This window comes from Microbacterium sp. JZ37 (assembly GCF_035188445.1).
Lineage (GTDB): Bacteria > Actinomycetota > Actinomycetes > Actinomycetales > Microbacteriaceae > Microbacterium > Microbacterium barkeri.
On record NZ_CP045253.1, the window covers coordinates 3290143 to 3315001 of the forward strand.

Below are 24859 nucleotides of genomic sequence, written 5' to 3' on the forward strand. Positions count from 1 at the left end.
TCGGTGACCAAGACACTGCGCGCCCTCTCGGGCCTCGCCGGCGCGATCGCCCTGCTCGCCCTGGCCTCCTGTGCAAGCCCCGCATCCGAGGAGCCGGCCGAGTCGGCACCGGCCGAGACCCCTGCGGCCGAGACGGTCGTCGACGGCGCGTGCGCCGACGACGAGGGCATCACGCTCATCGTCGACAGCACCGCGCTCGAGGGCGGCGAGCGCAGCGAGCGCTGCGTCCTCGCGGACGAGCCGCAGGTCGCGGCCGACGTCCTGGCCGAGGCCGGCGTCGAGACCGAGGGCACGGAGGAGTACGGCGACGAGGTGCTCTGCCGCGTGGACGGCCTGCCGTCGGCGACCGAGCCGGTCGGCTCGACCGAGGGCCCGGCGTACGTCGAGGAGTGCGCGTCGATGCCCGCCGCGTTCGCCTACTGGTCGATCTGGATCCAGCCCGCCGACGGCGAGTGGGGGTACGCGATGGAGGGCCTGTCGACCCAGGAGGTCGCACCGGGCGAGAGCCTCGAGCTCCTCTTCGCGCTGGACGGCGCACCCGCGGCACCGTGACCACGCGATCCGCGGCGGTGAGGACCGCGGCCGTCGTGGCCGCGGGCTTCATCGTCGTCCGGATCGTCTACCGCATCCTCTTCCACGGCGCCGACGGCGACGGCGCCGTGCTCTGGGCGCTGCCCGAGCTGCGCCTCCCGCCGCCCTTCGCGCATGTGCGCCTGCTCGGCGAGGTCACGGCGGATGGCCTGGCGGACGCCGCGCTGAGCGCGGTTCCGATCGCGCTCGTCATCCTCGGGATCGGCGTGCTCACGGCGCTCGTCGACGTGCCGCGCCTCCTCGCGCACGGCGCGCGCGGGCGCTTCCTCGGCGGAATCTGCCGCGCCCTCGCCATCGCGTGGGCCACCGTTCCCTCTCTCGCCGACGCCGTGCGCGCCGCGCGGTTCGCCCAGCGACTGCGCGACGAGCGGAACGCCGTGCGCCTCCTCGCGCCCGTGCTCGAGCGCGCCATCGAGCGCGCGACCGCGCTGAGCGCGGCACTCGAGCTCCGCGGCTACGCGGCCCGGCCATCCCCAGCGGCGCGCGCCGAGACGGCCGTCCTGCTCGATGGCCTCCGCGCGGGATTCGGGCCCGTCGAGGTCGTGCGCGTCGATGCGCTCGCGCTGCCGCGGGCATCCGTCGTCTGCCTCTCGGGGCCGACCGGCGCCGGCAAGTCGACGCTCCTGCGGCTCATCGCGGGGCTCCACACGCACGTCGACGGCGGATGGATGGCGGGACGCGCGGAGGTCGTCGGCCGCGACCGCAGCGCGGTGCCGCCGCGCGACCTCGCGCGAGACATCGGCGTCGTGCTGCAGCAGCCCCGGCAGGCGTTCGCGGCGGCTCGCGTGGTCGACGAGATCGGCTTCACCCTAGAGCTGCGCGGCGTCTCCGCAGCGGACCGTCGCGAGAAGGTCGCCGACGTCGCGGAGCGGATGGGCATCGCGCGCCTCCTCGAGCGCCCCGTCCGCGGGCTCTCGGCGGGCGAGGCGACCCTCGTCGCCCTCGCATCGGCCATCGTCGACGACCCGGCGCTCCTCCTCGTCGACGAGCCGCTCGCCGACCTCGACGCCGACTTCCGCGGCCGGATCGTCGCGCTCCTCGACGCGCTCGCCCATCGCGACGGCATGTGCGTCGTCGTCGCCGAGCACCGGATGGCCGAGCTCGCGTCGATCGCCGACCTCTCGCTGCGGATCGAGGATGGGACGGCGGGGCCTGCCGACCGCCCTTCCGGCTCCGAGCGAAGCAGAGCGCCGCGCCGCACGCCGCCGCCCGCAGCCGCCGTCGCCCTCGCGGCCCACGACGTCACCGTGCGACGCGGGAAGCGCATCGCCGTCGACGAGGCGAGCTTCGAGCTGCACGCGGGCGAGGTGCTCGTGCTGACCGGCCCCAACGGGGCGGGCAAGTCGAGCCTTCTCGAGGCGCTCGCGACCGGAGCGCCCGGGGTCGCGGTCGCGGGCGGGGTGCGCCGCCGCGTCGCGCTCGTCCCCGATGCGTCCGACGACCTCCTCCTGCGCGACACGGTCGCCGCGGAATGCCGGGCGGCCGACCGGCGCTTCCGCCCCGCGCAGCCCACCGCCGAGCGGCTCGCGGCGTTCCTCGGCCTCGAGCCCGGGGCGCCGGCATTCACGCGCATCCTCCGCACGCACCCGCGAGACCTCTCCGCGGGGCAGCGACGCTGCCTGGCCATCGCCCTCCAGACCGCGCGCAGCCCGAGGGCGCTGCTCATCGACGAGCCGACGCGCGGGCTCGATCCCGCGGCCCGCGCGCTCGTCGCACGCGCCGTGCTCGCCGAGGCCGACGCCGGCGTGGGCGTGCTGCTCGCGACGCACGACGCGGCGTTCGCGGAGCTCGTCGCGGACCGCCGGCTGGCGATCGCGGACGGGCGCGTGGGTGCGTTCTCAACGGAGGGGGACGGCGTTTCGACTCGCTCCGCTCGCTCAACGACCGGGGGCAGGGTGCCCGCGGACGGAGCCGGAACGGGGGTGCGGTTGTCGACGACGGGTCACGACGTTTCGACTCGCTCCGCTCGCTCAACGACCGGAAGCAGGTCGCTGCGCTCCCCGAACGAACCGACTCGCTCCGCTCGCTCAACGACCGGAAGCAGGTCGCTGCGCTCCCCGAACGAACCGACTCGCTCCGCTCGCTCAACGACCGGAAGCAGGTCGCTGCTCGCACTCGCCAACCTCGTCGCAGGGGGGCCTTCCTGTGGCCCCTCTTCGCGAGCGCCCTCCCGACCGAGGCGCAGGCCGCCGTCCCGTACGTGGCGGTCGCCGTCGCGCCGCTCGCGGTCATCGCCGTGCTCGCCCTCCTCGACGGCTCGGTGCGCTCCGCCCACACGCTCGCGCACCTGGCCGTCCTCGGCGCCGTGGGCGCGGCCATCCGCATCGTCGGGACGGGCGTCGGCGGCGTCGAGGCGCTGTTCGTGCTGCTCATCCTCGCGGGCCGCGTGCTCGGGGCGCGCTTCGGCCTGCTGCTGGGCGCCGTGTCGATCGGGATGTCGGCGCTGCTCTGGGGAGGCGTCGGCCCGTGGCTGCCGTTCCAGATGTTCGCGTGCGGATGGGTCGCGGCGGGCGCGGGGCTCCTCCCCCGCCGCGTGCGCGGACGGGCCGAGATCGCGATGCTGTGCGTCTACGGAGTCGCGGCGTCGTACGCCTTCGGGCTCATCATGAACATGTGGTTCTGGCCGTTCGCGGTCGGGGCGGGCACGGGAGCGTCCTACGCGCCCGGGGCGCCGCTCGCCGAGAACCTCGCGAGCTTCCTCGTGTACTCGCTCGTGACCTCCACGCTGAGCTGGGACACGCTGCGGGCGATCACGACCGTCGTCGGGCTCGCCCTCGTCGGCACCGCGTGCCTGCGCGCGCTGCGGCGGGCGAAGCCGGCCGTCACACCGAGAAGTACTTCGCTTCCGGGTGGTGGAAGACGAACGCGTCCGTCGACTGCTCGGGATGCAGCTGCAGCTCCTCGCTGAGCTCGACGCCCATCCGCTCGGGCCGCAGCAGTTCGACGACCTTGCGGCGGTCCTCCATGTCGGGGCATGCGGGGTAGCCGAGCGAGAAGCGCGCGCCGCGGTACTCGAGCTTGAAGAGCCCCTCGGTGCTCGTCGGGTCCTCGGCCGAGAACCCCAGCTCGTCGCGGATGCGCGCATGCCAGAACTCGGCGAGCGCCTCGGTGAGCTGCATGACGAGGCCGTTCAGCTCGTAGTAGTCGCGGTACCGGTTCTCGGCGAACATCCGCGCGGTCACCTCGTCGATCCTCGCGCCCGCGGTCACGAGCTGCACGGGCAGCACGTCGACCTCGCCCGATGCGCGTGCGCGCACGAAGTCCGACAGACACAGGTGCCGATCACGGCGCTGGCGCGGGAAGTGGAAGCGCAGCCGGTCGGAGCCGACCGGCCCGCCCGACCCTCCGTCGGGCGCGAGCAGCCCCGCGCGGCCGATGCGGCCATCCGGATCGTCTCCGTGATGGAGCACGACCAGGTCGTCGCCCTCCGAGACGACGGGGAAGTACCCGTACGCGACCGACGGATCGAGCATGCCCTCCGCGAGGATGCGGTCGAGCCAGTACCGCAGGCGCGGCCGGCCCTCGCGCTCGACGAGCTGCTCGTACGACAGTCCGTCGTCGCCGCGACCGGGCTTCAGCCCCCACTGGCCCATGAACGTCGCGCGCTCGTCGAGGAAGGCCGCGAAGTCGGCCAGGGCGATGCCGCGCACGATGCGCGTGCCCCAGAACGGCGGCGCCGGCACGGGGTTGTCGGCCGCGACGTCGGAGCGCTCGGGCATGCTCTCCGGCTCGGTGAGCGTGAGGGCGGCGCCCTTGCGGTGGATGCGCTTCTTGAGGGGCGGGAGGCCCACCTCGTCGGGGGAGGCGCCGCGCGCGATCGCGACGAGCGGCTCCATGAGGGCGAGGCCCTCGAACGCGTCCTTCGCGTAGCGCACCTCGCCCTCGAACAGGCTCGCGAGGTCGTCCTCGACATAGGCGCGCGTGAGCGCCGCACCGCCGAGGATGACCGGCCAGCGCTTCGCGAGGCCCCGCGCCTGCAGCTCCTCGAGGTTCTCCTTCATGACGACCGTCGACTTCACGAGCAGGCCGCTCATCCCGATCACGTCGGCGTCGTGCTCCTCGGCCGCGGCGATGATGTCGGCGATCGGCTGCTTGATGCCGAGGTTGATCACCTCGTACCCGTTGTTCGTGAGGATGATGTCGACGAGGTTCTTGCCGATGTCGTGCACGTCTCCGCGCACGGTCGCGAGGACGATGCGGCCCTTGCCCGCGTCGTCGCTCTTCTCCATGTGCGGCTCGAGCAGCGCGACGGCCGTCTTCATGACCTCGGCCGACTGCAGCACGAAGGGCAGCTGCATCTGGCCCGACCCGAAGCGCTCGCCGACGACCTTCATGCCCTCGAGCAGGTGGTCGTTGATGATGCCGAGTGCGGTCATCCCCTCGGCGCGCGCGAGGTCGAGGTCGTCCTCGAGCCCCTTCAGCTCGCCGTCGATGATCCGCCGCTGGAGCCGCTCTCCCGTGGGCAGCGCGGCGAGCTCGGCTGCGCGCTGGTCGCGGAGGGCGGCGCTGTCGACGCCCGCGAAGAGGTCGAGCATGCGGGCGAGCGGGTCGTAGGTCAGGGTGCCGTCGGCGTCGTATGCGCGGCGGTCCCAGACGAGATCGAGCGCGACCTGGCGCTGCTCCTCGGGGATCGACGCGAGCGGCACGATCTTCGCGGCGTCGATGATGCCCGAGTCGAGGCCCGCCTGCGACGCCTCGTGCAGGAACACCGAGTTCAGCACCGAGCGGGCGGCCGGGTTGAGCCCGAACGAGACGTTCGAGACGCCCAGCGTCGTGTGGATGCCGGGGTACTTCGCGACGAGGGCGCGGATGGCCTCGATCGTCTCGATCGCGTCGCGCCGGGTCTCCTCCTGGCCGGTCGCGATCGGGAAGGTGAGGCAGTCGACGATGATGTCGGAGACCTTCATGCCCCACTCGCCGACGAGCTCGTCGACGAGGCGCGAGGCGATGCGGAGCTTGTCCTCCGCGGTGCGCGCCTGCCCCTGCTCGTCGATCGTGAGCGCGATCACGGCCGCGCCGTGCTCCTTGACGAGCGGCATGATGCGCCCGAAGCGGGAGGTCGGGCCGTCGCCGTCCTCGTAGTTGACCGAGTTCACGACGGGGCGACCGCCGATGAGCTCGAGACCGGCCTGGATGACGGCGGGCTCGGTCGAGTCGACGACGAGCGGCAGGGTGGAGGCCGAGGCGAAGCGCGAGACGATCTCGCGGATGTCGGCGACGCCATCGCGCCCGACGTAGTCGACGCACACGTCGAGCAGGTGCGCGCCGACGCGGATCTGCGAGCGCGCGATCTCGACGCAGTCGTCCCACCGGCCCTCGAGCATCGCCTCGCGGAACGCCTTCGACCCGTTGGCGTTCGTGCGCTCGCCGATCGCGAGGTAGGACGCATCCTGGTCGAAGGGCACGTGCTGATAGAGCGAGGCGACGCCGGGCTCGATCTGCGCCGACCGCTCGGCGGCGGATGCCCCGCGCAGCCGGTCGACGACGGCCTGCATGTGCTCGGGCGTCGTGCCGCAGCATCCGCCGACGAGGCCGAGGCCGAACTCCCGTACGAACTGCTCGTGCGCCGTGGCGAGCTCGGCGGGCATGAGGGGGTAGTGCGCGCCCTCGGCCGTGAGCACGGGAAGGCCGGCGTTCGGCATGCACATGACCGTGACGGGCGAGTGCTTGGAGAGGTGCCGCAGGTGCTCGCTCATCTCCTGCGGCCCCGTCGCGCAGTTCAGGCCGATCGCGTCGACGCCGAGCGGTGCGAGAGCCGTGAGCGCGGCGCCGATCTCCGACCCCATGAGCATGGTGCCGGTCGTCTCGACGGTCACCTCGACGAAGATCGGCAGGCGGATGCCGCGGGCGACGATCGCCTGCTTGCACGCGTTCACGGCGGCCTTCGTCTGGAGCAGGTCCTGCGACGTCTCGATGAGGAGGGCGTCGGCGCCGCCGTCGATCAGGCCCTCGGCCTGCCGCGCGAAGGTCTCCTTGAGGTGCGCGTAGGTCGTGTGCCCGAGCGAGGGCAGCTTCGTGCCCGGCCCCATCGACCCGAGGACCCAGCGCATCCGGCCATCCGCCGCCTCCGCCGCATCCACCCGCTCGCGCGCGATGCGGGCGCCCGCTTCGGCGAGCTCGTGGATGCGGTCGTCGATGTCGTAGTCGGAGAGGTTCGACCAGTTGGCGCCGAAAGTGTTCGTCTCGATCGCGTCGATGCCGGTCGCGAGGTAGTCGTCGTGGATGCGGCCGACCATGTCGGGGCGCGAGACGTTGAGGATCTCGTTGCAGCCCTCGAGCCCCTGGTAGTCGTCGAGCGTCGGCTCGTACCGCTGCAGCATCGTGCCCATCGCGCCGTCGGCGATGACGACGCGCGTCGCGAGCGCGTCGCGCAGCGCCTGCGCGCGGGGCGCGTACGGGATCCCGTCGATGTCGAGGGGGTGGCGGAGCGAGGGGGTCGGCACGGGGTCGATCTTAGGGCGCGGGCGCAGGCCAGACCGTTGACAGCTCGACCGACGACGTGGTGAAATTCCTTTACCCGAAACAGGCGTTCCATATTATGGAACTTTTATCATCCCTCTCCCCTGACGACGATGTCGAGGAAAGAAGCGTCCATGTCGACCGAAGAGTACGTCCACATCCCGAGCCGCGCCTCCGAGGGGCTCGCGAACCCGCCATCCGCGACCTTCGCCGTCCAGGCCGGCATCAGCCCGCGCCTCTACAACAGCGACCTCGCGCCCACGACCCGCGAGGGCCGCCACTGGAGCGCCTACAGCATCTTCACCCTCTGGGCGAACGACGTGCACAGCCTCGGCAACTACGCGTTCGCGATCGGCCTGTTCGCGCTCGGGCTGAGCGGCGGCGCGATCCTCGGGGCACTTGCCTTCGGGGCGCTCTTCCTCTTCCTGCTCCTGACGCTGTCGGGTTTCATGGGCGAGAAGACGGGCGTGCCCTTCCCCGTCATGAGCCGCATCGCCTTCGGCGTGCACGGCGCGCAGATCCCCGGCCTGCTCCGCGGCATCGTCGCGATCGCATGGTTCGGCATCCAGACGTACCTCGCGTCGCAGGTGCTGCAGGTCGTCATCATCGCGGTCGCGCCCGGAGCGGTCGCGCTGCAGGCCGGATCCTTCCTCGGCCTGTCGGCCCTCGGGTGGATCACGTTCCTCGCCCTGTGGGCGATCCAGGTCGTCATCGTCAGCTACGGCATGGAGATGATCCGCAAGTACGAGGCGTGGGCCGGGCCGATCATCCTCGGCACCTTCGTCGTCCTCGCCGTCTGGGTGCTCATCCAGAGCGGGTTCCAGATCGACTGGGCGCCGCTCGGCACCGCCGAGGGCGGCGAGCTCTGGCTCACGATGCTCGGCGCGGCGTCGCTGTGGGTCTCGATCTACGGCACCTTCGTGCTCAACTTCTGCGACTTCACGCGCGGTGCGAAGTCGCGCGCGGCCGTCGTCAAGGGCAACTTCTGGGGCATCCCGATCAACATGCTCTTCTTCGGCGCGATCGTCGTCGTGCTCTCGGGCGGCACGTTCCGCCTGAACGGCACGCTCATCACCTCGCCCGCCGACGTCGTCGCGGCCATCCCGAACACCTTCCTGCTCGTGCTCGCCTCGCTCGCGCTCATCGCCCTCACGATCGCGGTGAACCTCATGGCGAACTTCGTCGCCCCGACCTACGCGTTCACGAACCTCCTGCCGCGTCACCTGGACTTCCGCAAGGCGGCCATCCTGTCGGCCGTGATCGGCCTCGCGATCCTGCCGTGGAACCTCTACAACTCGCCCGTCGTGATCAACGTGTTCCTCGGCGGCCTCGGCGCCCTGCTCGGCCCGCTCTTCGGCATCATCATGGTCGACTACTGGATCATCCGCCGGCAGCGGATCAACGTGCCCGAGCTGTACTCGACCTCGCCGGTCGGCGAGTACGCGTACACGCGCGGCTTCAACCCACGGGCCGTCATCGCCCTCGCGATCTCGGGCGCGATCTCGCTCCTGTTCACGTTCCTGCCCGCGTTCGCCGCGGTCCGCGACTTCTCGTGGTTCTTCGCCGCCGGACTCGCCGCGGTCGTGTACGCCGTGATCGCCGATCGCCGCGGGCCGTTCCACGATGTCGCCGGCACCGACATCGCCGTCACGCCGACCCACTGATCGCCCCGGAAGAAGGAGCACCGACATGCGCATTCTCGTCGCGAACGTGAACACGACGGAGTCGATGACCGAGGGCATCGCGGAGGCCGCGCGCTCGGCCGCCTCTCCGGGCACCGAGATCATCGGCCTCACCCCCGACTTCGGCGCCGAGTCGTGCGAGGGGAACGTGGAGAGCTACCTCGCCGCGATCGCCGTGATGGACAAGGTGACGCGGTACGAGGGCCCGTACGACGCCGTGATCCAGGCAGGGTACGGCGAGCACGGGCGCGAAGGACTCCAGGAGCTGCTCGACGTGCCCGTCGTCGACATCACGGAGGCCGCGGCGTCGACCGCGATGTACGTCGGCCGTTCGTACTCGGTCATCACGACGCTCGACCGGGCGGTCCCGCTCATCGAGGACCGGCTCGTCCTCGCCGGGCTGCACGATCGGTGCGCCTCCGTGCGGTCGTCGGGCCTCGGCGTGCTCGAGCTCGAGTCCGACCCCGCCCGCGCGGTCGAGGCGATCGCGGCGGAGGCGCAGCGCGCCGTCGAGCAGGACCGCGCGGAGGTCATCGTGCTCGGATGCGGCGGGATGGCCGAGCTGAAGGACCGCGTCGTGCAGCTGTGCGGGGTGCCCGTCGTGGACGGCGTCCAGGCGGCGGTCGCGGTCGCGGAGGGCCTCGTGCGCCTGGGCCTTCGCACGTCCAAGGTGCGGACCTATGCGCCGCCGCGCCCCAAGCGCGTCACCGGGTTCGCCGCACTCGCACGCTGACGAGGGGGGCCGAACGACGGGCCCTCCGCGTCAGACGCGGAGGGCCCGTTCCCCTTGATCGTGATTAACCGTTTGACCATCTCCACCGAGACCTGCTAACGTCCTGCTCAACCGATTAACCACCAATGACGGGGTGACGATGAGCCGACGAGGGTTCTACCGACCGGACGGAGCCTGGGTGGGGGACGTGATCCCCTGGCAGGAGGATGGCGTCTTCCATCTCTTCTACCTTCACGAAGAGCGCCGCGAACCGAAGACCGGAATGCCGTGGCTGCGCATCGAGACGACGGACCTCGTCGAGTTCTCAGAGAAGGGCGTCGCACTCGCCTCGGGCGGGCCGGACGCGGCAGACTTCAACGTCTACACCGGCAGCATCGTCCGCGACGAGAGCGGCCTCCACCACGCGTTCTACACGGGTCAGAACCCGGCCGTACTCGGATCCGACGGCCTTCCCGTCCAGGTCGTCATGCATGCGACGAGCGCAGACGGCATGCGCACGTGGCAACGGCACCCCGACGACGCCTTCGGCGCAACGCCCGGCTACGAGACCTCGGACTGGCGCGATCCGTTCGTGTTCCGCGACCACGAGGCCGGCCTCTGGCGCATGCTCATCACGGCTCGCCACGACAGCGGGCCGCGGCGCCGACGGGGCGTCATCGCGCAGTGCGTCTCGCACGACCTGCGCGCGTGGCAACCCGCAGCGCCGTTCTGGGACCCGCGGCGCTTTCTCGCGCACGAGTGTCCCGAGGTGTTCCAGTGGGGGGACTGGTGGTACCTCGTCTCGTCGGAGTTCAGCGAGTCGTTCACCACCCGGTACCGGATGGCCCGGAGCCTCGACGGCCCGTGGCTGGTACCCGAGCACGACACGCTCGACGGACGGGCCTACTACGCGGCCAAGTCGGCCGAGCGAGACGGACGACGCCTCTTCTTCGGCTGGATCGCGACGCGCGAAGGCGCGTGCGACGACGGCGCGTGGCAGTGGGCCGGCACGCTTTCGGTGCTCGAGGCGGAGCAGCGGATGGACGGCACGCTCGCCTTCCATCCGCCCGCCGAGCTGCGCAGCGCCTACTCCACCGGGTCGACGGGGGTCGTCATGCACGCTGAGACGCTCGCCGCACCCGACGGCTATCAGCACATCCTCTCGCACGAGGATGCCCCTGACGCCTTCCGAGTCACTGCTCAGTTCGAGATCAGCGAAGGCACGACGGAGTGCGGCATGCTCCTGCGGACGAGCGCCGACGGCGACGCCGGCTACGCCATCCGCGTGGAGCCTCGACGCAACCGCCTCGTCTTCGACCGCTGGCCGAGGCGCCGCACGGGCGGCGAGCAATGGCAGATCTCGGGCGACGTCCCGTTCGCGGTCGAGCTCGAGCGGCCGTGCACCGTCGACCCGGGCGCGCACGTACTCGACGTCCTCGTCGACGGCGACATCTGCGTCGCGACCCTCGACGACGCAACGGTGCTCAGCACGCGCATCTACGACCGCACCTCGGGCCGCGTGGGCTTCTTTGTCGGCGAAGGATCCGCACTCCTGCACGAACTCACCGTCCGCGTCCCCGAGTCCACCGCCTCTGCGGATCGCCGCGAGAACCTCCTCTCCCTCGGCCGCTGAGCCGACGCCCGCCCACACCCGATCGATCAGTCAATGGAGATGACGACCATGTCCCGCCCTCACCGCAGCGCGGCGCTGCTCGCCGGCCTCGCCGCTTCCGCTCTCGCCCTCGCCGGCTGCTCCGGCACGACCGCCTCCTCCGATCCCGCCGACGTCGACCCCGACGGCGAGATCGTCGCCCGCGAGATCTCGTGGCTCCTCTCCCGACCAGCAGACGGCGGCGTGATCACGGCCATGCAGCAGATCGCCGACGAGTACGCCGATGAGCACCCCGGGTTCGCTCTGAACCTCATCACGACACCGGACCGCCCCTCGTACATCCAGAAGTACGAGACGCTCGCCGCGGCGAACAAGCTGCCCGAGCTGTTCGACACCGATGCGACGCCGTTCGCGCAGAAGCTCGCCGATCAGGGTCGCATGGTCGACGTGGAACTGCTCCTCGAGGATCTCGGACTCGCCGACGACTACCGCGAGGCCGCCCTCGCCTACCAGCGGTTCGACGACGGGTCGCTGTACATGGTGCCGTTCGAGTTCCAGCTCGAGTTCTTCTGGTACAACACCGATCTCTTCGCCGAGGCGGGCGTCCAGGTGCCCGCCACACTCGACGACTTTCCGCAGATGTGCGAGCAGCTGAGCGCCGCCGGCATCACACCGATCGCCCTCGACGGGGCGGACCAGTGGCCGCTCGAGCGCTACCTGGCCTACTACCCGTTCCGGATGGCCGGGCCCGAGTACGTTCAGGACCTCAAGAACGGCGACGCGTCGTTCGCCGACCCGGCGGGTCGCGCCGCTGCCGAGTGGATGCACGCACTCGGCGAGGCCGGCTGCTTCGCCGACGGCTTCTCCTCGACCGGATACGCGGACGCGCAGGCGCTCTTCACCTCGGGGCGCGCGGCCATCTACAACATTGGGACCTGGGAGCTCGGCAGCCTCGCGACCGATGCCCTCGACCCGGCGGTGCGAGACGCCGTCGACTACTTCACGCTGCCGACGATCGACGGGGCGGTGACGGCCGATAACGAGTACGTGACGCCGTCGGGCATCGGGATGGCCGTGAACGCGAAGACGTACGACCCGCTCGTCCGCGACTTCCTCGCGTTCGCGCTTGAGCGCTACCCCGAGGTCTACGCGGCCACGGGCGCACTGTCTCCGACGACGACCTCCGAGACCGCCATCCCCGAGGGCGCCACCGACCTGTACACGCGCGCGGTCGAGCAGGCCGACGGCGTCGGCGAGGCCATCGCGATGCCGTGGGACACGCAGCTCGATCCCGCGACGAACACGCGCCTCCAGCAGGAGCTGACGCTGCTCGTACAGGGCGAGATCACCCCGGACCAGTTCATCGAGACAATGGACGCGACCCTCGCGGAGAACCTCGATGGCTGAGACGGCTCGGTCCGGGGCGAGCGTACGCCGCCCGTCCCGGCCCCGCCCGACGATGCGGACGTCCATGCTGCCGCGCCGCTCGGCGCTCTCGGTCGCGGTGTTCCTCGTCCCGCCGTTGCTGCTCTACGGCGTCGCTGTGCTGCTGCCGATCATCCAGTCGCTCGTCCTCAGTCTGTTCCGCTGGGACGGGATCACCGACATGGTCTTCGTCGGCGTCGACAACTACGTCAAGATGCTCACGCGTGACGACGTGTTCTGGACGTCGTTCGGAAACGCGCTCGGCTACCTCGCGATCTGCCTCGTGCTGCAGCTGGGCGGCGCGCTCGCGGTCGCCGGGCTGCTCACCGCGCTGCCGCGCGCCCGGGAGCTCGTGAAGACGCTCTACCTGCTGCCTGCCGTGATCTCGACCGTCGCGATCGCCTTCCTCTTCCAGCGCATCTACTCGCTGGACCCGGTCGGCCTCCTCAACCAGGCGCTCGCGTGGCTCGGTCTCGAAGACCTTCAATCCGCGTGGCTCTCGGACGTCCAGACCGTGCTCGCTGCGGTCTCGATCCCCGAGGGATGGCGCTTCACCGGCCTGTACATGCTGATCATCTACGCGGCCCTGATCGCGGTCCCGCGCGAGCTCGAGGAGGCCGCTCGTCTCGACGGCGCCTCCTGGTGGCAGACCTTCTGGCGCATCCGCTTCCCGTATATCCGCCCCGTCTGGATCACCACGACGATCATGGCGACGACCTTCGCCCTGCGGGGGTTCGATATCCCCTACCTCCTGACAGGAGGAGGTCCGGGGCAGGCCTCCGAGCTCCTGACGACGTACATGTACAAGACCGCGTTCGTGCACACGGACTACGGGTACGCGAGCGCGATCTCGGTCTTCATCGTCGTCGAGTGCCTCGTCGCCGTCGGCCTCATCATCCTCCTGCTCCGTCGAAGGGACGACTCGTGACCGCTCCCGCCCTCATCCGACCTCCGGAGACCGCCGTGACCGAACCGCCGCGCGATCGCGCGCGGAGCCCGCGCACGCAGCGACTCCCGATCCACCGCGCACTGCTGAGCGTCACGGTCGCCCTGATCGTGGTCGTGCAGGTCTACCCGCTCGCCTGGCTGTTCGTGACGAGCTTCCGCACGGCGTCCGACTTCGCGGGAGGCAACCCGTTCGCCCTGCCGTCGGCGTACACGCTCGAGAACTACGAGCGGGCGTTCGCGACCGGCGACCTGTGGCTGAACATCCTCAACAGCCTCATCGTGACGCTCGGCTCGAGCGCGCTCATCGTGATCGCCGGGATGATGGCGGCGTACTCCCTGCAGGTGCTCGGCTTCCGCTTCAGCGGGCTCGTGCGCTCGCTGTTCCTCCTCGGCATCATCGTGCCGGTCCAGATCGCGCTCGTTCCGCTGTTCATCGACTACTCGCAAGTGGGCCTGCTCGACACCCATATGTCGATGATCATTCCGCTCGCGGCGTTCTCTCTGCCGATGTCGGTGTACCTGTTCTCCTCCTTCTACGAGTACATCCCGCGAGAGATGTACGAGGCCGCCTCACTCGACGGAGCGGGCCCGTATCGGATCTTCGCGAAGATCACCTTCCCCCTCTCCGCGAACACGATCATCACGGTCGTCCTCGTGAACAGCATCTTCATCTGGAACGACTTCATCTTCGCGAACACGTTCGTGCTGTCGGATGGTCTCAAGACCATCCCGCTCGGCCTGCAGAATTACATCGGGGCGATGGGCAACACCGACTGGACAGCGACGTTCGCCGCCGTGTGCGTCACGGTGACTCCGCTGCTCCTCGTGTTCCTCGTGCTCAACAAGGCGATGATCAGCGGACTCGAGAGCGGAGCGACCAAGGGATGACGACCACCGACCACGGGCGCTCGCCGGTCACCATGAGAGACGTCGCCAGGGCCGCAGGCGTCTCGGTGGCGACCGTCTCCCACGTCGTGAATGACAAGCCCGGCGCGCGCATCGGCGAAGACGCCCGCCGCCGCGTGCAAGAGGCCGTGCTCGAACTCGGCTACCGTCCGAACGCCCTCGCGAAGACCCTGTCGCAAGGCTCCTCGCGCTTCATCGGCCTCGTCGCCGACGCGATCGCGACGACGCCGTTCGCCGGCCAGATCATCCACGGCGCACAGGACGAGGCCTGGAAGCACGGCTATGTGCTGCTCGTCGCCAACACCGACGGCAACACCGCCGCCGAGACGGACGCGATCGCCATGATGCTCGAGCACCAGGTGCAGGGCATCCTCTACTCGACCTGGTACCACCGCGAGATCGTCGTCCCGGAGACGCTCCGCCAGACCGACACCGTGCTCGTCGACTGCTTCGCGCCGGGCAGCGGCCTCCCCGCCGTCGTGCCGGACGAGGAGCAGGGCGGCCGCACGGCCACCGAGGTCCTGCTCGCAGCGGGGCACACGAGAATCGCCTTCATCAACACGACCACGCCCTCGCCCGCTCAGAGCGGACGCCTGGCGGGCTACCGCGCAGCCCTCGAGGCGGCCGGCGTCCCCTTCGACGACGCGCTCGTCCTCCCCGCGGCGCCCGAGCAGGAGGGCGGCTACGCGTGCACGCGGCAGGTCCTCGCGTCACAGGCGACAGCGGTGTTCTGTCACAACGACCGCGTGGCGATGGGCCTCTATGACGGACTCCGCGAACACGGACGACGCGTGCCGGAGGACATCGCCGTGATGGGGTTCGACAACCAGGAGGTCATCGCCGCGCACCTCCGACCGCCCCTGTCGACGGTCGCCCTCCCGCACTACGAGCTGGGGGCCGCCGGCGTGCGGGTTCTGCTCGGCATCGACGAGGCGGCCGACGGACTGCGCCGCATCGCCTGCCCTCCCGTCGCGCGCGCGTCGATCGCGGAGCCTCGGTCATGATCCGCGTCCCTCGTCCGGCGTTCCACCTCACGCCGAGGCGCAACTGGATGAACGACCCCAACGGCCTGGTCCATCACAGCGGCCTCTGGCATGCCTACTTCCAGTACAACCCCGAGTCGTCCGACTGGGGCAACATGAGCTGGGGCCACGCGTCCAGCACGGATCTCGCGCACTGGACCGAGCACCCGGTCGCTTTGCGGCACCGGCCGGGTGAACAGATCTTCTCCGGGTCCGTGGTGGCCGAGCAGGACGGCGGCCGGCTCATCGCGCACTACACGAGCGCATACGACGACGGCCGGCAAGCGCAGTCCCGCGCCGTGAGCGACGACGGCGGCCTCACCTGGTCGCCCGACCTCGAGAACCCGGTGCTCGACCGAGGGACGACGTCCTTCCGCGATCCGAAGGTCGTCCGGTTCCCGACGGCCGACGGCCGCGATCGATGGATCCTCGTCGCGGTCGAAGCCGACGCGCGTCAGGTGCTCTTCTACGGGTCCGACGATCTCCGCACGTGGGAGCATCTCAGCTCGTTCGGGCCACTCGGACCCGGCGGTGTGGTCTGGGAGTGCCCCGACCTCGTCCCGCTCGCCGTCGACGACGATCCGGATGACATCCGCTGGGTTCTCCTGCTCAGCACGAACCCGGTCGGCGACGATGCCGATCCTCGCGGATCGGCCATGAGCTGGATCGCCGGGACCTTCGACGGGATCGCCTTCACACCCGACACCCGCCGGTTCGCTCGGCTCGACGAGGGACGTGACCTCTACGCCGGCGTCACGTTCGACAGCGCACCAGACGGCGAGGCGGTCATGCTCGCGTGGATGAGCAACTGGCGCTACGCCCATGCCATCCCGTCGTCGCCCTGGCGGGGAGCGATGTCGCTCCCGCGTCGACTCTCGCTCCGCCGAGACTGTCGCGGACGAGTGCGACTGCGCCAGGAACCCCCGGTCTTCGTGCGTGAGCACCTCGCCGATACGCCGTCGAAGGTGGTCCTCGCCGCGAGACCATTCGCTGAGCTCGCCCTGACCGGCCACTCCCTGCTCGAGTTGGAGTGGGATCCGCGCACGACCGGTTCTCTGCGCCTGCGGCTCGCGGGCGACGCCGACGCGTTCGCAGAGCTGAGCCACGATCCCGAGACAGCGACCCTCCGCTTCGAGCGCGGCGGCCCCGACGCGGAGGCCGTCCATCCCGACTTCGCATCGGCGTGCACGACCGGGTTGATCGAGGACGGATCGACACGACGGCTGCTGATCAGCCTCGACGGCCCTCTGCTCGAGGTGTTCGCCGACGACGGCGCGGCGACGATCACACATCTCGTGATGCTCGGGGACGGCCCAGTCGTCGCAAGCCTGCAGACCGAGCGGGCGGGCGCCGTCAGGGCCTCGACCGCCCATCTCGCCGCCGATCGTCCGACCGAGGCCCTCGCCGCCGCCCTCGCCTGACCCTGCCCTTCGAACGCCGCCGTCCGCACACGCCACGGCGGGCGCACCGTTGCGCCCGCGAACACCGAGAGGAATCTGCGATGATGCATCCAATCTCCCGCCGCCGACTCATGCAAGGCGCCGGAGCCGGCGCCCTCGCCCTGCTCGTCGGCTCCGTCGACGCAGCGCCTGCGCGCGCGCTGACGTCCCTGCGCGCGATCTACCACCTGACCCCGCCGTCCGGCTGGCTCTGCGATCCCCAGCGTCCCGTCCACGTGGGCGGCGCCTACCACCTGTACTACCTGCATTCCGATGTGAACAATGGGCCAGGCGGATGGGACCACGCAACGACCGTGGATGCGGTGACGTTCACGCACCACGGGACGGTCATGCCGCTGCGGCAGAACGTCCCGGTCTGGTCCGGATCGCTCGTCGTGGACGCGGCGAACACCGCGGGCTTCGGGTCAGGGGCGATCGTCGCGCTCGCGACGCAGCCGACCGACGGCGTGCGCCGTTTCCAGGAGCAGTACCTGTACTGGTCGACGGACGGCGGGTACACGTTCACTCCCCTGCCGGACCCCGTGATCGTCAACCCGGATGGGCGCACGGCGAGCACGCCCGAGGAGATCGCGAACGCGGAATGGTTCCGCGACCCGAAGATCCACTGGGATGCTGCACGGGGCGAGTGGGTGTGCGTGATCGGCCGTGCGCGCTACGCGACCTTCTACACCTCGACGAACCTGCGCGACTGGCGCCTGCGACGCAACTTCGACTACCCGGACCACGCGCTCGGCGGCATCGAGTGCCCCGACCTCTTCGAGATGACGGCCGACGACGGCTCTCGTCACTGGATCCTCGGCGCGAGCATGGACGCGTACGGCGTCGGACTCCCCATGACCTACGCGTACTGGATGGGCACGTGGGACGGCGAGCAGTTCCTTGCCGACGACCTCACTCCGCAGTGGCTCGACTGGGGCTGGGACTGGTACGGAGCGGTGACGTGGCCGAAGGCGGACGCGCCCGAGACCCGGCGCTATGCGACCGCCTGGATGAACAACTGGAAGTACGCCGCCCGCGATGTGCCGACAGACGCGACCGACGGATACAACGGGCAGAACGCGATCACGCGCGAACTGCGCCTCGTACGCCAGGCCGGCGGCTGGTACAGCCTCCTCAGCAGTCCCGTCGCGACGCTCGCGGAACGCGTGACCTCCGAGACGGCCCTGCCTGATCGGATCGTCGACGGAAGTGTCGTGCTGCCCTGGAGCGGGCGCGCCTACGAACTCGAAGTGGACATCTCGTGGGACTCGGCGACCAACGTCGGCGTCTCGGTCGGGCGCTCCGCAGACGGCGCGCGCCATACGAACATCGGCAAGTACGGCAGCGACCTCTACGTCGACCGCGGGCCGTCCGAGCTCGCGGGGTATGAGCTTGCGCCCTACACGCGGGCAGCTGCGCCGATCGATCCCGCCGCGCGCACGGTGCACCTTCGCATCTTCGTCGACACGCAGAGCGTGGAGGTGTTCGTGAACGCCGGACACACGGTCCTGTCACAGCAGGTCCACTTCACTGAGGGCGACACCGGCATCTCGCTCTACACCGACGGCGGCCCGGCGCGCTTCTCGGGTATCGTCATCCGCTCTTTCGAGGGGAGCTGAAGGCGTGTGCACTAGCGTTGCGCTATGGCCACGGCGGAACCGAAGCGGAGGGTCGGCATCCGTGATGTCGCTGCTGCCGCCGGCGTGTCGCCGACGACGGTCTCCCACGCCTTCAGCGGCGCACGCGCTCTCAACCCCGATACCCGCGCGCGGGTGATCGAGACGGCTGAGCGATTGGGCTACCTGCCGGATGTCCGCGCGCGATCGCTGCGCGGCTCGCGCACGTACACGCTCGGCTTCCTGAGCGACGTCATCGCATCCACGCCGCACGCCGGTCGCATTGTGAGCGGCGCCCAGGCGGCCGCTGCCGAGCACGACAGCGTCCTCGTCGTGCTCGATTCCGATGGGATGGCCGACCGCGAGCGACGTCAGATCCGCACGCTGCTGACGCATCGCGTCGACGGCTTCATCTACGCGCGGATGTTCCACCGATCCGTCGTCGTCCCCGAGGAGTTGCGCGACCAGAACGTCGTCCTCGCCGACGCGACGAGCGACGATCCGAGCCTCTCGTCGGTCGTGCCCGATGAGCACGGGATCGGACTCACCGCGACGCGGCACCTCATCGCGGCGGGGCACCGTCGGATCGCTCTCGCCACGATCGGCGGGGACGTGCCCGCTGCGCACGGGCGAGAGGCCGGCTACCGCGCGGCCCTCGCGGAAGCGGGGCTCGCGGCCGACGAGCGGCTCGTCGTCCGCGCGAGCGGCGATCCGGCCGGTGGTTACGAAGCCGGCGTCGCGCTGCTCGCGCGCACACCGCGCCCGACCGCCGTCTTCTGCTTCAACGACGAGATGTCGATGGGCGTGTACCAGGCGGCGGCAGCAGCGGGCATCTCGATCCCGCACGAGCTCTCCGTCGTCGGCGTCGATGACCTGCGGATCATCTCCGCAGGTCTCCGCCCGTCTCTGACGACCATCGCGCTGCCGCATGCCGAGATGGGCCACTGGGCGGCGTCGCGTCTGCTCGCGGCTGTCGAGGGCGACACCGAGCCGGTCCAGGCGCGCCTGGAATGCGCCCTCGTGGAGCGCGGCTCGGTCGCGCCTCCCGCGTGAGCGGGGTGCATCGCCCCGTCGGGTCACGACAGGGCGATGCACCGTGCAGCGATCGGAAGATGCGCACGTCACTTCTCGAGTGACCGCCCGGAGGCTAACACTGTTGCAAACCGATTTGCAACCCGTCTTCTCGCGGAAACCGTGTGCCGCCGCTGCCCGGTAACCCGGGCAGTTGACACACCCTCAGCGCAGTCATAGCGTCTGCCCCGGAAGATCACACGTCACGTTCGAGCGGCCGTCCCACCCATCTGACGAAAGCGAAGATCGTGAGCACACAACGAACCCGGCGCCGCCTTCTGGGCGTCGCCCTGGCGCTGAGCGCACTCAGCGCCACTGTCATCGCGGGGCCGGCGATCGCCGCCCCTGCGGCTACCGCGCTCGATGCGGTGCCCGGTTTCCCCGCTCCCACCGAGCACACGCAGGAGGCATACGACCCGCTGTCGGACTTCACCGCGAAGTGGACGCGTGCGGATGCCATGCAGATCCAGGCGATGTCCGATCCGAACGCCGCTCCCCGGGAGAACTCCCTCCCCGAGGAGTACACGATGCCGACCATCCCGCAGGACTTCCCCGACATGAGCAACGAGCAGGTCTGGGTCTGGGACACCTGGCCGCTCACCGACGAGAAGGCGAACCAGTACAGCGTGGGCGGCTGGGAGATCATCTTCTCCCTCGTCGCCGACCGCAGCCTCGGCTTCGACGCACGCCACCAGTACGCCCGCATCGGCTACTTCTACCGCCCCGCCGGCGTCCCGTCCGAGGAGCGCCCCGAGAACGGCGGCTGGACCTACGGCGGCCTCGTGTTCGACGAGGGCGTGACCGGCACGATCTTCGAGGACCAGTCCTACAGCCACCAGACCCAGTGGTCCGGTTCCGCCCGGGTGTACCCGAACGGCGAGATCAAGCTCTTCTTCACCGACGTGGCGTTCTACCGCGACGAGAACGGGCAGGACATCAAGCCCTACGACCCGCGCATCGCCCTCTCGGTCGGGCACGTGCACGCCAACAAGAACGGCGTCAAGCTCACGGGCTTCGACAAGGTCCACGACCTGCTCCAGGCCGACGGCGAGTACTACCAGACCGCCGAGCAGAACCCGTTCTTCAACTTCCGCGACCCGTTCACGTTCGAGGACCCCGCCCACCCCGGCGAGACCTTCATGGTCTTCGAGGGCAACACCGCCATGCCCCGTGACGAGGCCTACTGCACGGAGGAGGACCTCGGCTACCGCGAAGGCGACCCCTACGCGGAGACCGTCGAAGAGGTCAACGCCTCGGGCGCGACTTACCAGATCGGCAACGTCGGACTGGCCCGCGCGACGAACAAGGACCTCACCGAGTGGGAGTTCCTCCCGCCCATCCTCTCCGCGAACTGCGTCACGGACCAGACCGAGCGCCCGCAGATCTACATGCAGGACGGCAAGTACTACCTCTTCACGATCAGCCACCGATCGACTTTCGCAGCCGGCATCGACGGCCCGGAAGGCGTCTACGGCTTCGTCGGCGACGGCATCCGCAGCGACTACCAGCCCCTCAACCGCGGCTCCGGCCTCGCCCTCGGAAGCCCGTCGAACCTGAACTACTGGGCAGGGTTCCCGTTCGACCCGGACTACAACCAGCACCCCGGCCAGTTCCAGGCGTACTCGCACTACGTCATGCCCAACGGCCTCGTGCAGTCGTTCATCGACACGATCGGCACCAAGGACGACTTCCGCCGCGGCGGAACCCTCGGCCCCACGGTGCGGCTGGAGATCTCCGGCGACACCGCCGTCGTCGACCGCTCCTACGGGGATGACGGCCTCGGCGGCTACGCCGACATCCCGGCCAACCTCGAACTGAAGCCCAAGAAGAACCGCTGACGCGGTGCCGAGTGTGGCGTCTCTCGTCAGCGCGTGCTGGAGAGAGACGCCACACTCACGTCCTCGACGATGACGTCACCGCCGACGGACTCGACGGCGATCGCTCGCGCCGCGGGATCGAGGAAGACCAGCCCCGTGAGCGACGCGATCCCGCCCTCCGCGAAGGCTTCGATGGAGATCGCGTCGACGACGACGTCGAACTCGACCCGCCCGTCGGCGAGCGGCGCCCGCGCGGTGCGCACAGCCCCGTACTGCTCGGGCATCGCGTCCGCAGCGAGGTCCGCGTCGCGGGCGAGGAAGACGGCTCCCTGGGCGAAGTCCGCGCCGACCGTCGCGAACGCGCTCTCGTCGCCGACCCGCACCCGGACCTCGTCCGCAGGATCGCGAGGGTCCTGGGCGATCGTCATCCGCAACCGGAACGCGCCCTCCGCTGGCTGCGGGATCCCGTCGACCGCGGTCTCGCCCTCGACGATCCGGATGCCGGATGCCGAGATCGGCGCGCCCTCGAGGGCGCCGATCGCGTCGATGGGCTCCGACGTGAGAGCAAGGCGCCGGTCCTGTTCGCGAAGGCGGAGCTCGCGCACGATCGAGAGCGCTCCGCCCTGCCACCCTGCGGTCGGCAGCGATCCGGCGTACGCCCAGTTGTTCATCCATCCGAGCGCATACCGCCGCATGCTCGCGGCGCCGTCGCGCGGATCGCTCCACGTCACGCCCGCATAGAAATCGGCGCCGCCGTCCAGCCAGAGCGGGTCATCCTCGTCGGGGGCGAACACCTCGCCGTCGAATGAGCCCGTCCAGTACGCGTACCCGGTCGTGCGCCCGTGCGCCTCGCCGTTGGCGCTCACACCGAGCACCCAGTGCCGCGACCCGTCCTCGGCCGTCATCTCGAAGAGGTCCGGACACTCGAGCACGCCGAGATCGTCGCGCTCGAACCCCGAGCGATAGGTCCACTCCTTCAGGTCAGGCGAGGTGTAGAAGCCGATCTTGTCGCCTTCAGCCAGGAGCATCAGCCAGCGCCCGCGCTGCTCGTCCCAGATCACCTTGGGATCCCGCCAGGCGTCGACCCCCGGGTTGTCCATCACCGGATTGCCGTCGTACGACGCGAAGCTGGCACCGCCGTCGGTCGAGAAGAAGAGCGACTGCCGCTGGACGCCGTCGTCCTGCTGCGTGACGAGCGCAACGAGCGCGCCCGCCCCGAAGCCCGCTGTGCCGTGCTCGTCGACGACGACGCTGCCGGTCCAGATGTCGCCGAGGCCGTTCCGGTATTTCTCGATCGCGACGCCCTCGTCGCGCCAGTGCACCAGGTCGGTCGAGCTCACGTGGTACCAGGCCGTGCCGTTGCCGTGCGGGTGGTCGGCGTTGTAGAGGTAGTAGAGATGCCAGCGACCGTCGACGAAGACGGGCCGCTGAGGGTCGTTCATCCAGTGCGCCGACGGGGTGAGGTGGATGCTCGGACGACCATCGGCCGTCGCGGCGGGCGACCCAGACGGCCCGGGTGCGGATCGGTCGTCGTCGCGGGGCCAGGCCCATACGAGAGCGGCGCCGACAACCAGGACGATGGAGAGCGCGGCCAGCACGGCGAGGCGCGTGCGAGCGCGGCGGGAGGTCATGAGGACTCCTTGGGGTGCACCGCCTCCCCGCCGATGGGCGACGGAGACGGTGCACCATCGCGGACAACAGGGGTGGAAGTTCAGCACGCCACATCCGAGTGACGCCTCCACCGTATGGCGTTGCAAACCGTTTTGCAATCAGTGGATTCCCAGGAAACCGTCTTCCGCCGCGCGATGACGCGGCGGAATCGGCAGCGGATCTCCGCCTGGGTACCCGACGCGTTTGACACGGCTCTCAGCGCGCGCATAGCTTGCCCACCGGAAGATCACACCCTGCGTTCGAGCGACTTTCCTGTCTCCCCACGAAAGCGAAGAACGTGACCATCACACGCACTCGACGGCGCCTGCTCGGTGCCGCTGTCGCGATCGGCGCCCTCGGCGCCTCCCTCCTGGCCACCCCAGCCATCGCCGCCTCGGATGCGGTGCCCGGTTTCCCCGCTCCCACCGAGCACACGCAGGAGGCATACGACCCGCTGTCGGACTTCACCGCGAAGTGGACGCGTGCGGATGCCATGCAGATCCAGGCGATGTCCGATCCGAACGCCGCTCCCCGGGAGAACTCCCTCCCCGAGGAGTACACGATGCCGACCATCCCGCAGGACTTCCCCGACATGAGCAACGAGCAGGTCTGGGTCTGGGACACCTGGCCGCTCACCGACGAGAAGGCGAACCAGTACCGCGTGAACGGCTGGGAGATCATCTTCTCCCTCGTCGCCGACCGCAGCCTCGGCTTCGACGAGCGCCACCACTACGCCAAGATCGGCTACTTCTACCGCCCGGCCGGCACCGCTCCGGGCAACGAGGGCGGCGAGTACGCCGAGAACGGCGGCTGGACCTACGGCGGCCTCGTGTTCGACGAGGGCGTGACCGGCACGATCTTCGAGGACCAGTCCTACAGCCACCAGACCCAGTGGTCCGGTTCCGCCCGGGTGTACCCGAACGGCGAGATCAAGCTCTTCTTCACCGACGTGGCGTTCTACCGCGACGAGAACGGGCAGGACATCAAGCCCTACGACCCGCGCATCGCCCTCTCGGTCGGGCACGTGCACGCCAACAAGAACGGCGTCAAGCTCACGGGCTTCGACAAGGTCCACGACCTGCTCCAGGCCGACGGCGAGTACTACCAGACCGCCGAGCAGAACCCGTTCTTCAACTTCCGCGACCCGTTCACGTTCGAGGACCCCGCCCACCCCGGCGAGACCTTCATGGTCTTCGAGGGCAACACCGCCATGCCCCGTGACGAGGCCTACTGCACGGAGGAGGACCTCGGCTACCGCGAAGGCGACCCCTACGCGGAGACCGTCGAAGAGGTCAACGCCTCGGGCGCGACTTACCAGATCGGCAACGTCGGACTGGCCCGCGCGACGAACAAGGACCTCACCGAGTGGGAGTTCCTCCCGCCCATCCTCTCCGCGAACTGCGTCACGGACCAGACCGAGCGCCCGCAGATCTACATGCAGGACGGCAAGTACTACCTCTTCACGATCAGCCACCGCCACACGTATGCCGCAGGCCTCGACGGCCCCGAGGGCGTGTACGGCTTCGTCGGCGACGGCATCCGCAGCGACTACCAGCCCCTCAACCGCGGTTCGGGACTCGCGCTGGCCAGCCCGTCGAACCTGAACTACGCGGTGGGACACCCCTTCGACCCGGACTACAACCAGCACCCCGGCCAGTTCCAGGCGTACTCGCACTACGTCATGCCCAACGGCCTCGTGCAGTCGTTCATCGACACGATCGGCACCAAGGACGACTTCCGCCGCGGCGGAACCCTCGGCCCCACCGTCCGCATCGAAATCGACGGCGACACCGCAACGGTCGACCGCACGTACGGCGACAACGGCCTCGGCGGCTACGCCGACATCCCCTCCAACCTCGAGCTCAAGCCCCAGAACAGCCGCTGAGCCGCAGCACACGAGGGCCCTCCG

16 protein-coding genes and 1 pseudogene are annotated in these 24859 nt (G+C 70.0%); 15 read left to right on the plus strand and 2 right to left on the minus strand.

Translation table 11 applies throughout. The features are described from left to right. Positions 1-3 precede the first annotated feature (3 nt). The 3 genes and pseudogenes from GC092_RS15205 to GC092_RS15215 all read left to right on the plus strand — a co-directional run bounded on the left by GC092_RS15205 (position 4) and on the right by GC092_RS15215 (position 3499). On the plus strand, positions 4-552 hold the full coding sequence (locus tag GC092_RS15205) for a hypothetical protein (RefSeq protein WP_324013053.1): 549 nt from the start codon (positions 4-6) through the stop codon (positions 550-552). A gap of 581 nt (positions 553-1133) precedes the next feature. After that, positions 1134-2309, plus strand: a pseudogene (locus GC092_RS15210) (ATP-binding cassette domain-containing protein); the annotation flags it as partial. Positions 2310-2791: 482 nt separating this feature from the next. Beyond that, positions 2792-3499, plus strand: a complete 708-nt coding sequence (locus GC092_RS15215; RefSeq protein ID WP_324014935.1) for an ECF transporter S component — start codon at positions 2792-2794, stop codon at positions 3497-3499. On the opposite strand, the gene metH is transcribed toward GC092_RS15215, so the two are convergent. Beyond that, complete coding sequence (gene metH / locus GC092_RS15220) at positions 3414-7034, minus strand: methionine synthase (RefSeq protein WP_324013054.1); 3621 nt, start codon at positions 7032-7034, stop codon at positions 3414-3416. The genes GC092_RS15215 and metH overlap by 86 nt on opposite strands. 150 nt (positions 7035-7184) lie before the next feature. Between metH and GC092_RS15225 the strand changes: the two genes are divergently transcribed. The 11 genes from GC092_RS15225 (at position 7185) to GC092_RS15275 (ending at position 21321) form a co-directional block, all read left to right on the plus strand. Next, positions 7185-8714: an NCS1 family nucleobase:cation symporter-1 gene (locus GC092_RS15225; RefSeq protein WP_324013056.1), complete on the plus strand. Its 1530-nt coding sequence runs from the start codon at positions 7185-7187 to the stop codon at positions 8712-8714. A gap of 25 nt (positions 8715-8739) precedes the next feature. Next, entirely contained in the window at positions 8740-9465 is a 726-nt protein-coding gene (locus tag GC092_RS15230) for an aspartate/glutamate racemase family protein (RefSeq protein WP_324013058.1), read from the plus strand. Between the two features lie 139 nt (positions 9466-9604). After that, positions 9605-11077 (plus strand): GH32 C-terminal domain-containing protein, encoded by a 1473-nt coding sequence (locus tag GC092_RS15235; protein WP_324013060.1) that lies wholly within the window; start codon positions 9605-9607, stop codon positions 11075-11077. 48 nt (positions 11078-11125) lie between these two features. Then, the gene (locus GC092_RS15240) at positions 11126-12463 is read left to right on the plus strand and encodes an ABC transporter substrate-binding protein (RefSeq protein WP_324013061.1); all 1338 of its coding nucleotides are present in this window, start codon (positions 11126-11128) and stop codon (positions 12461-12463) included. Positions 12464-12527: 64 nt separating this feature from the next. Beyond that, complete coding sequence (locus GC092_RS15245; RefSeq protein ID WP_324013062.1) at positions 12528-13409, plus strand: carbohydrate ABC transporter permease; 882 nt, start codon at positions 12528-12530, stop codon at positions 13407-13409. Continuing rightward, positions 13406-14317: a carbohydrate ABC transporter permease gene (locus GC092_RS15250; RefSeq protein ID WP_416383281.1), complete on the plus strand. Its 912-nt coding sequence runs from the start codon at positions 13406-13408 to the stop codon at positions 14315-14317. The genes GC092_RS15245 and GC092_RS15250 overlap by 4 nt, the downstream gene beginning before the upstream one ends. Next, positions 14314-15339, plus strand: coding sequence for a LacI family DNA-binding transcriptional regulator (locus tag GC092_RS15255; RefSeq protein WP_324013064.1), 1026 nt, complete (start codon positions 14314-14316; stop codon positions 15337-15339). The genes GC092_RS15250 and GC092_RS15255 overlap by 4 nt, the downstream gene beginning before the upstream one ends. After that, positions 15336-16778, plus strand: a complete 1443-nt coding sequence (locus GC092_RS15260) for a glycoside hydrolase family 32 protein (protein WP_324013066.1) — start codon at positions 15336-15338, stop codon at positions 16776-16778. Before GC092_RS15255 ends, GC092_RS15260 begins: the two co-directional genes overlap by 4 nt. A gap of 80 nt (positions 16779-16858) precedes the next feature. After that, entirely contained in the window at positions 16859-18415 is a 1557-nt protein-coding gene (locus GC092_RS15265; RefSeq protein WP_324013067.1) for a glycoside hydrolase family 32 protein, read from the plus strand. A gap of 24 nt (positions 18416-18439) precedes the next feature. Beyond that, positions 18440-19465, plus strand: coding sequence for a LacI family DNA-binding transcriptional regulator (locus GC092_RS15270; RefSeq protein WP_324013069.1), 1026 nt, complete (start codon positions 18440-18442; stop codon positions 19463-19465). A 263-nt stretch (positions 19466-19728) separates the two neighbouring features. After that, the gene (locus GC092_RS15275; RefSeq protein WP_416383308.1) at positions 19729-21321 is read left to right on the plus strand and encodes a glycoside hydrolase family 68 protein; all 1593 of its coding nucleotides are present in this window, start codon (positions 19729-19731) and stop codon (positions 21319-21321) included. A 26-nt stretch (positions 21322-21347) separates the two neighbouring features. Here the strand turns inward: GC092_RS15275 and GC092_RS15280 are convergent, their stop codons facing one another. Next, on the minus strand, positions 21348-22931 hold the full coding sequence (locus GC092_RS15280; RefSeq protein ID WP_324013072.1) for a glycoside hydrolase family 32 protein: 1584 nt from the start codon (positions 22929-22931) through the stop codon (positions 21348-21350). 317 nt (positions 22932-23248) lie between these two features. Here GC092_RS15280 and GC092_RS15285 point away from each other — a divergent pair, with 317 nt between their 5' ends. Then, positions 23249-24835 carry a glycoside hydrolase family 68 protein gene (locus tag GC092_RS15285; protein ID WP_324013073.1) on the plus strand — a complete coding sequence of 529 codons (1587 nt, stop codon included), beginning with the start codon at positions 23249-23251 and terminating at the stop codon, positions 24833-24835. Positions 24836-24859: the final 24 nt, after the last annotated feature.

What these genes read in the sequence shown, in the direction of transcription:
- GC092_RS15225 (WP_324013056.1), top strand. Translation starts at nt 7,185, where the DNA reads ATGTCGACCGAAGAGTACGTCCACATCCCGAGCCGCGCCTCCGAGGGG.
- GC092_RS15230 (WP_324013058.1), top strand. Translation starts at nt 8,740, where the DNA reads ATGCGCATTCTCGTCGCGAACGTGAACACGACGGAGTCGATGACCGAG.
- GC092_RS15235 (WP_324013060.1), top strand. Translation starts at nt 9,605, where the DNA reads ATGAGCCGACGAGGGTTCTACCGACCGGACGGAGCCTGGGTGGGGGAC.
- GC092_RS15240 (WP_324013061.1), top strand. Translation starts at nt 11,126, where the DNA reads ATGTCCCGCCCTCACCGCAGCGCGGCGCTGCTCGCCGGCCTCGCCGCT.
- GC092_RS15245 (WP_324013062.1), top strand. Translation starts at nt 12,528, where the DNA reads ATGCTGCCGCGCCGCTCGGCGCTCTCGGTCGCGGTGTTCCTCGTCCCG.
- GC092_RS15255 (WP_324013064.1), top strand. Translation starts at nt 14,314, where the DNA reads ATGACGACCACCGACCACGGGCGCTCGCCGGTCACCATGAGAGACGTC.
- GC092_RS15260 (WP_324013066.1), top strand. Translation starts at nt 15,336, where the DNA reads ATGATCCGCGTCCCTCGTCCGGCGTTCCACCTCACGCCGAGGCGCAAC.
- GC092_RS15265 (WP_324013067.1), top strand. Translation starts at nt 16,859, where the DNA reads ATGATGCATCCAATCTCCCGCCGCCGACTCATGCAAGGCGCCGGAGCC.
- GC092_RS15270 (WP_324013069.1), top strand. Translation starts at nt 18,440, where the DNA reads ATGGCCACGGCGGAACCGAAGCGGAGGGTCGGCATCCGTGATGTCGCT.
- GC092_RS15280 (WP_324013072.1), bottom strand. Translation starts at nt 22,931, where the DNA reads ATGACCTCCCGCCGCGCTCGCACGCGCCTCGCCGTGCTGGCCGCGCTC.